Annotated in this window: 7 protein-coding genes and 1 pseudogene; 1 reads left to right on the forward strand and 7 read right to left on the reverse strand. The window is 41.4% G+C overall.

What is annotated here, in order from left to right; translation table 11 throughout:
• Window positions 1–148 precede the first annotated feature (148 nt).
• From IQ234_RS18850 to IQ234_RS18870, 5 genes are all read right to left on the reverse strand, one after another.
• The gene (locus tag IQ234_RS18850; protein ID WP_193958202.1) at window positions 149–769 is read right to left on the reverse strand and encodes a Uma2 family endonuclease; all 621 of its coding nucleotides are present in this window, start codon (window positions 767–769) and stop codon (window positions 149–151) included.
• A gap of 48 nt (window positions 770–817) precedes the next feature.
• Window positions 818–2,344, reverse strand: a complete 1,527-nt coding sequence (locus IQ234_RS18855) for a GldG family protein (RefSeq protein ID WP_193958203.1) — start codon at window positions 2,342–2,344, stop codon at window positions 818–820.
• Between the two features lie 2 nt (window positions 2,345–2,346).
• Window positions 2,347–3,177, reverse strand: coding sequence for an ABC transporter permease (locus IQ234_RS18860; RefSeq protein ID WP_193958204.1), 831 nt, complete (start codon window positions 3,175–3,177; stop codon window positions 2,347–2,349).
• Window positions 3,167–4,108 (reverse strand): ABC transporter ATP-binding protein, encoded by a 942-nt coding sequence (locus tag IQ234_RS18865; protein WP_193958205.1) that lies wholly within the window; start codon window positions 4,106–4,108, stop codon window positions 3,167–3,169. The genes IQ234_RS18860 and IQ234_RS18865 overlap by 11 nt, the downstream gene beginning before the upstream one ends.
• 89 nt (window positions 4,109–4,197) lie before the next feature.
• Entirely contained in the window at window positions 4,198–5,178 is a 981-nt protein-coding gene (locus IQ234_RS18870; protein WP_193958206.1) for an ABC transporter ATP-binding protein, read from the reverse strand.
• A gap of 294 nt (window positions 5,179–5,472) precedes the next feature.
• Here IQ234_RS18870 and IQ234_RS18875 point away from each other — a divergent pair, with 294 nt between their 5' ends.
• On the forward strand, window positions 5,473–6,339 hold the full coding sequence (locus IQ234_RS18875; protein WP_193958207.1) for an alpha/beta fold hydrolase: 867 nt from the start codon (window positions 5,473–5,475) through the stop codon (window positions 6,337–6,339).
• 300 nt (window positions 6,340–6,639) lie between these two features.
• Here the strand turns inward: IQ234_RS18875 and IQ234_RS21850 are convergent.
• Window positions 6,640–6,809 (reverse strand): annotated as a pseudogene (locus tag IQ234_RS21850) (DUF29 family protein); the annotation flags it as partial.
• A gap of 142 nt (window positions 6,810–6,951) precedes the next feature.
• Window positions 6,952–7,392 (reverse strand): DUF29 domain-containing protein, encoded by a 441-nt coding sequence (locus tag IQ234_RS18885; RefSeq protein WP_193958208.1) that lies wholly within the window; start codon window positions 7,390–7,392, stop codon window positions 6,952–6,954.
• Window positions 7,393–7,906 lie beyond the last annotated feature (514 nt).

A 7,906-nucleotide genomic window follows, 5' to 3' on the forward strand; every position in this document is an offset into this window, starting at 1 on the left:
GGATCCCCCCGCCTATCGGCACCCCCCTTATCAAGGGGGATCCCCCCGCCTATCGGCACCCCCCTTATCAAGGGGGGCAGGGGGGATCAGAGGCAAAATCTATCTTCAATTTAATTATAACTACTTACTTAAAAATACGGGGTTTTCTTTAAGCTCTAGCACGAAAAATTTGATTAGCAGTGAGGTTTAACTCTGGAAAAACCCCTGAAATAAGACGTTGATCCTGTTTAAATAAATTACCTTGATATTCTCCATCGATTAATTGATAGATAGAAATGGTGGGTTCTTTGGGGCTGCCGATATATCGGGCTGAACCTTTGGCTAAATAATCGATAATCCAATATTCGGCAATTCCTAATTGTTCGTAGTCGTCGAATTTTTTCAGATAATCATCTCGCCAATTGGAACTGACAATTTCAATAATTAATTTAGCTGATGTTGCCAGAGAAATTGAGGAAGCGGTTTCCCAATAGGGATCATTAACTAGATTTTCTCTGTCTAAGACAATAATATCGGGTAGATAACCTGTATGGGGGCGAAGGGGTTTTACTGCGGCAGTATTGGGGATAAAATAGGGTAATTGCTGCCGATTTATCTCTAAGAATAGGTTTCCAGAAACAAATCCGCCAATTTCTTCGTGTTTTCCGATCGGTCGCATTATGGCTAATAATTTTCCTGCGATTAATTCGTATTGTTGTCCATCATCGGGATATTGATTAATATAGTCATCAAAAGTCAACAATTGGGGGATAGTTTGGGTTGTGGTCATGGCAGTTAGGATAAATAAGATAGATGATTTTTCTAGATTCTAACTCGATTAACGACGTTGCCACCAAGTCAATCCAGCTAGGGTAAATCCGACTAAAGGCATCACTACTATCGCTATCCAAAAAATAGCGTTAGCTTGCAGGGGATTTAAATTAATTCTTCTATTTTCTGGTTCCTTAGCTCGGATAGATAAGGTGGCTGTTTCACCACTGGCTAACCACTGCACAGAATTTAAAAATATATCTCCGTTTAACTGTTGTTCAAATAGTCCATCGCTGGCAAAGCTGGCATTACCAATCACGATTAATTTACCTTTTTTTCCCGTCAGAGCAACTCCCAGATCAAAAGGACCGGCTAAATCTTTTTCAGGGTTAAACTGGAGATTCTGATCATTTAAATCACTCTCAGCCCACATTTTATCATTAGTAATCATTAAAGATACGGCTTCAATTCCTTCGATGGGAACGGTAGCGATGGGACGAGCAAAGGGAAAGATAGAAATACCGTTAGCAAAATCGCGAGTAATCGGATGATTGCCGTAATTGGTAATAATGGGACTAGCCGGACCTAAACCGATTATTTCCCCAGCACCGGAAGCATCAATAATAATCCGATTATCTAGTTTCACACCCCAAGCGGTTAATAAGGGTTCTAATCCGGTTTCGGTTTGGGGGTCAATCATTAATAAAATTTTGCCCCCTTGCTCAAGATATTTTTTTAAAGCGGTGACTTCCTGGGGAAATATTTTTCTTTTGGGACTGGCAATAATAATGACATCGGCATTATTGGGAATGGTGGAACGTTCCACTAGATTAAGTGGTTCTACTTGATAACCTTTTGCTTCTAAACTATTGACTGCTTGCACTAATCCACCTTGAGGCTCTTTGATGACATTTTCTCCATGACCTTGCAGAAAATAAGCGGTTAAAGTGCGATTAGTTTGAGCGGTTTCGATGGCGTTACTCAGTTTCGCTTCCGTGAGACTTTCCTCTTCACTAATAGTTTTTAGGGGTTGTTTTTTGTCACCATACTGTAGATAGACTCTAGACAGATTATCATCAGCTAGTTTTTTTAATTCCTGAGCGATATTGGGTTTTTTCTCTGGGTTAACTATCTCGTACTGAAATTGGGGATTTTTGCGTTGATAATTGGCTAAAAGTTCCTCTTCGTTGCCACTGATTCCCCGGGTTGAAAAAATCCAGACTTTGACGGGTTTTGACAGATTGGTTAATAGTCTTTCGGTTTGGGGGGATAAACTAAAGATTTGGTTTTCGGTTAAATCAACTCGATAGGGATAACGGAGGGCGAGAAAGTTAATTAAACCGATAACGCTGAGGACAATAATAGTAGTAATGAGGGTTTGAGTGCCGGTGCGGGTACTTCTTTTTTGCCAAAAGTCTTTCTGAGTGATTACTGATAACAACAGCCACCCTAGAAACAGAATAGCCCCGGCAATTAATAACCCCAGAGATAGGGATGACCACTGACCGGAGATTAACCCTACTGTTAAGCCAGCACTACCCAGAAAGAGGGCGGGTATATAGAGAAATTTACTGTATTTTTGCCAGGATATCATAGTTAGTTTCTTTGATAACGGTCTGCTTTGATCGCTTGAGTAGTTAGGAAGATTCCCAGCAGAATATAACTGAGGAGGATGACTAAACTACTACTGTCAAAAATTCCCCGCACGAAATTGTTAAAGGGTTGATACCAAGATAGATGGGAGAGTAATTCTTTTAGGAAAAATCCGATCTGTTCTCCCACTTCTCCCCCAATGCGATCTCGAAAGAAGGTTTCGGCATTGTTAGCAATTACATCCAGTATCCAGATAAATAAGATGGTGATAAAGGTGATAATGTAAGCAAGGATAGAACTATTGGTGAGGGAAGATATAAACATCCCGATGGCTAGGATGGCGGCTGCCAGTAAAATTAATCCTAGATGAGCTAGTAAAATACTGGCTATATTTACTGGGGGAACTGCGGTACTAAAAACCACTATTTCGTAAATCCAGAGGGGGGTAATCATCACGGTAAAAAAGGCCAGCACTCCCAATAATTTACCGATGGCTATACTCCAATTAGTCAGGGGAGAAGTGGCTAAAAGTTCTAGGGTTCCCTGTTTTTTTTCCTCTGCGTATAATCCCATAGACAGAGCCGGCAAAATTACCAACAATAAGGAGGATAAAATAATGCCGATGAAAGTGGTCATAAATTCAGATACCGTATCTCTGGCTACCAGAAATCCCGATTGTTCTTGAATACCAATATCGAGAATAATGCCGTAGAGAAGGGAGTTAAAGAAAAATCCCGCTACTAACCAAAATATCCCCATAATTATATAGGCATTGGCGGCGGTAAAATAGCTTTGAAATTCCTTGCGAAAAATCGCCCAGATATTATTGATCATGTCTCTCCTCTTGCTGGTTACTTTCCCCGCTGCCGATTACTTCCAGAAAGATATCTTCTAGGGTTTTACGCGTGCGACGCATTTCTAATAGGTTATAACCATTGTTGACAACTATTCTAGCAAGTTCTGCCCCTAGGTTTGTCCCCGCTTGACCAACAATTTTGAGCAGGTTATCGCCGACTTTTGCTGCTTGTTCGACTTGCGGCATTTGTTGCAGGATTTCTAACAGTGAATCCCTATCACCTTCGATCTCAATTTCATAACTGGAACCAGCAGGGGTAGCAGTAGTAATATTATTGGCTACGATGCGACCCCGATTAATAATTGTCGCTCGATCGCAGGTAATACTCACTTCTGGTAAAATATGAGTGGAGAGAATAATTGTATGTTCTCCCGCTAAACTTTTAATTAGATTTCTCACCTCGATAATCTGTTTCGGATCCAATCCTACTGTCGGTTCATCTAAAATAATTACCGGTGGATCGTGTACGATCGCTTGGGCAATTCCCACACGCTGTTTATAACCTTTGGATAACTTGCGGATAATAACTTTTCTTTTTTCTAGTAACTGACATTTACCTAAAACTAAATCTACCCGCGCTTTTCTATCCCCCGATGAGATACCTTTAATCCGTGCCACAAAATCAAGAAAACTTTCCACGGTCATCTCTGGATACAAGGGGGGATTTTCAGGAAGATAACCAATGCGACGACGCACTTCTAAGGATTGTTGATGCACATCGTATCCTGCTATCCTTGCTGTTCCTGTTGTAGCAGGAATATAACCAGATAAAATCCTCATAGTCGTGGTTTTTCCCGCTCCATTCGGTCCCAAGAAACCGAGTATTTCTCCTTTTTCTACGGTAAAATCCACGTCACTAATTGCCGTGGTCGAACCATAAATTTTACTCAGATGTTCCACTTCAATCATAAGCTTTATCAGTTGGGAAAGAGGAGACAGGAGACAGGAGACAGGAGACAGGAGTGGGGAGAATATAATAAATGAAAGTCATGCCATCATTACTCATTACTGATTTTTCCCAGACTATGATCCTGATTAATTTCTACCACTAGATGCGCTTGTTTGAGCAGGGGTGGCAGAAATAATTGCGGATGTAAACTTTTCCAAAAATACTTGACAAATTCCTCGATTTCTGATGGGGTCATACCTCCTTTTGTTTCGGCTGCCTGTCGCCATTGTAAACTGTAACGGTAGTCAAGGGGATAAAGAATCAGTAAGCGATCAATTTTTGACCAGAGAGGTAGATATTCTCGCAATCTTTGATTATTATCCCTGGCAAATTGTCGGTCTTCTTCGCTATTAATCGGATCGGGGGCATGATCAAAGACTGTTTCTTCTATTGGATTCATGCCCACAAACCAACCCTCGAAAAAAAGAATATCGACTCCCTCCACTTGTTCCGGTGCAATTCTATCTCCTTGTCCTTGATGCAGTGACTTGTCAAAACGCGGGATTAAAATCGGACTTTCTTGCTGACAAACCTGTTCTAAAACTTTAATTCCTAATGCTATATCATGAGTACCCGGTGGACCACGCCAGCGCAATTTTTCATCCCTTTCACGCAATTTTATTCGCTCATTATAGGTCTTATAAATATCATCTAAAGAGAGATTATTTACTTTTAAATCAAAATAGGCTAAAATAATCGACATTATGGATGTTAAAGTGCTCTTCCCCGTGCCTTGGGGAGCCAAAATGCCTTGAATCAACGGTTTTGCGTGGCTGCGTAGCTCTAGCGCCCAAGGAATCCACAAGCGCCAACAGCTGATCAAAATCTGATTTGGCTGATTTATCCCTAACTCCTGACATTTTTGCCAGACTCGCGGCCAGAGAATCATTAATAGTTCCGCCCTTTCCTGTAGGATGAGAGGGTTAGTCTGGTGAAAATTTAAGGATTCGATCGCTAGTAGTTCTTCTATATCCGCGTCAGTTAAGGGATTTTTGTCGATTAATCCCTGTAAAATCGTCAAAATCTTCATAGCTGTTATATCAGAATTAGGAAAAAACTGTCCCGATGATTCAGGAGTAATTCTCTAGGGTTAGCCACCCATACTAGGAGATTAATCCTGCTCAAGATTTTTTTGAGAGTGTTTTTTAGGGTTATTTGCCCAAAAATGAAGGGTTTGCAGGCAGGCACGAATTCCCATTATATATATAAGTGTATGTCAAGTTCCGTTTTCAGTCAAGGGGTTTGGCTAAAAATCTCTAGCTTTGTCTCCAGTTTCTCAATCGGTTAGACTAAGAATTATTAACATTACTTAACAAAACAGCCGATGAATACAGCTGCTCTGACGATAAAGCAAAATTGGCAATGGCAAGGAAATTCGATACACTATGTGCAAGCGGGTACTAGAGTTGCAGGAAAACCCCCTTTATTATTAGTCCACGGTTTTGGCGCTTCTACCGACCATTGGCGAAAAAATCTGCAAGGTTTAGCCTCAGAATGGGAGGTATGGGCGATCGATCTGTTAGGATTTGGTAGATCAGCTAAACCGGATCTTGTCTATAGTGGCAGTCTTTGGCAGCAACAATTAAATGATTTTATCAAGGAAGTTGTGGGCCAACCGACGGTTTTAGCCGGTAATTCTCTGGGGGGTTACGCTTCTCTCTGTGTGGCTGCTAATCACTCTGAGAATGTTCGGGGATTAATTCTCCTCAATAGCGCCGGTCCCTTTAGCGATACAGAAAGCAATCGTCAGCCTAATTTAGCACAAAAATTACTGCGATCAGTCCTGCTGCAACCCTGGGCCAGTTATCTCTTATTTCTCTATACCCGTCAACCCAAAACTATCCGCAAAACCCTAGAGAAAGTATATCTCGATCGCAGTGCCATTACTGAGCAGTTAATAGAAGATATCCGTCGTCCTTCCCTGGATGCGGGAGCAGCCAAAGTTTTTGCTTCTGTGTTTAAGTCTCCCCGGGGGGAAAATGTGGATATTCTCCTGCAAAAGTTAAGTTGTCCCCTGTTGATGTTATGGGGTGAGGGGGACCCTTGGATGAATACTAGGGAACGCGGATCCAAATTCCGTCAATACTATCCTTCTCTCACAGAATATTATCTAACTGCCGGTCATTGTCCCCACGATGAAATTCCCACAGAGGTTAACCAGTTGATTAGTGATTGGGTGAAAAGCTTATAGGTAGTTAGGGATCGGTTATCAGGTTTTTATTTTTTCGACGCTTATTTGACCTGAAAAAAGAGGGTCTGTAGGAAGGCACGGATTCCCATTCTATATATAAGTGTATGTCAAGTGCGAGGATTTGTCAAGGGTTTTTTTGGGAAAAAATCTGCTGGAATTTGACTGGTAAGCTGTTGACTATCTAAATTACTCGTTAAGACTGCACTGGACTTGGGAGCAGGGAGAAGGAGTTTGAGCATTTGTACTCAAACATCCAATACGCAATTTAAATTCAGTACAGCTTAGGGAAGACATTAGCCGGTATTGGTAGAGAAGCAAATGGATGAGTAATTGTAGGGGATAACTATCTACTTGATGTCTCTGTTGGTTCCCCAATCTAATACATCTGTCTGTCTTTGTCGCAGTTGTTTGGCCGTTTCTTCTAACCAAGCAGGATAGTCTTGTTTGTATAAGTCTTTAGTAGTGGTCAGGTATTAGGTTTTTATTTTCTTGACGCTTATCTAACCTAAAAAAAGAGGGTTCGCAGGCAGGCACGGATTTCCATTCTATATATAAGTATCTGTCAAGTGCGGGGATTTGTCAAGGGTTTTTCTGAAAAAATCTGCCGGAATTTCAGGGGAGAAAATCGGAATCGAGGATTTGTTCGGGACTATAGGGGCAGCTTTCGGCAAAGATAGCGGCCGGTAATTGGCTTTTTTGTCGGACTCGCTTCACTGCTTTGGGGTAAATAACGGCGATTCTGGTTAAAAAATAGTTATAAAGGGTTTTCGACTCCAATAAAAGTTCTAATTCCACCCGAAAGTTACCGATTTCGTCCTGCCATCCCCGCGCACATCTTTCTCGTTCCTCCGGCCAGTATTGATAGAGAAGCAGATGAATGAGTAATTGTAGGAGATAACTATCTACTTTATGTCTCTGTTGGTTCCCCAATGCTTCGATTTCTTCTCCGAGATGTTCCCAATCTAATACATCTGTCTGTCTTTGTCGCAGTTGTTTGGCCGTTTCTTCTAACCAAGCAAGATAGTCCTGTTCGTATAAGTCTTTAGTTGTCATAACCTATCCTCTTTAGCACTGGTCAGGTATTAGGTTTTTATTTTCTTGACGCTTATCTAACCTGAAAAAAGAGGGTTTGCAGGCAGGCACGGATTCCCATTCTGTATATAAGTATCTGTCAAGTGTGGGGATTTGTCAAGGGTTTTTTTATTGAGATTTTGTTAATCATCTCGAATACCGTGCATCATGGATTAGTAAACGCTCCGAAAGATTGGCAATATTCCAGTTTTCACCGTTAGGTTGAAGAAGGAATTTATGATCAGATGTGAGGAGATTCAGAAAAGCTGATCTTTGATAGTGATATTGTTATGGAATAAAATGTAGAAGTGGAACCCAAAAAATTAAGGTAAGAAATAAAGGCAAGGTTGGGTTTCGTTACCTCAACCCAACCTTGTATATTGAGAGAGGTGGTAGACCGTCCCAACCTTGGTCGGAAAAGACCGCTTCGTAGCAAGGGTCACCACCATAATCTCCCTGACAAAACTCGAACAGTCGCCGGGGTCGTGGCGAAAAC

The sequence above is a fragment of the Microcystis aeruginosa LEGE 91341 genome, assembly GCF_015206885.1.
Taxonomy (GTDB): Bacteria; Cyanobacteriota; Cyanobacteriia; order Cyanobacteriales; family Microcystaceae; genus Microcystis; species Microcystis aeruginosa_H.